1 pseudogene is annotated in these 304 nt (G+C 78.0%); it reads right to left on the bottom strand.

The features are described 5' to 3' along the window. Positions 1 to 304: pseudogene (locus D8M34_RS19700) on the bottom strand (hypothetical protein); the annotation flags it as partial.

Genomic DNA, 304 nt, shown 5'->3' with positions numbered 1-304 from the left:
GACGTCGTCGCCCGCGCGGGCGAGGATCACCTGGGAGTCGGGGTCCTGGAGCACGAGCCCGGCGCGCCCGCGAGTCGCCACCGCCGGAGCGTCGTCGACGAGGAGCTCCCCCGCGCTCTCGCCCTCCCGCGGCCAGATCTCCGGCGGCGGCAGGCCGAGGTTCCCGCACCCGAACGGGACGTCGTCGCCCGCGCGGGCGAGGATCACCTGGGAGTCGGGGTCCTGGAGCACGAGCCCGGCGCGCCCGCGAGTCGCCACCGCCGGAGCGTCGTCGACGAGGAGCTCCCCCGCGCTCTCGCCCTCC

Origin of the sequence: Microbacterium sp. HSID17254, from assembly GCF_003989315.1 — a bacterium.
GTDB lineage: Bacteria > Actinomycetota > Actinomycetes > Actinomycetales > Microbacteriaceae > Microbacterium.
This window is presented reverse-complemented; position numbering and strand designations above follow the sequence as displayed.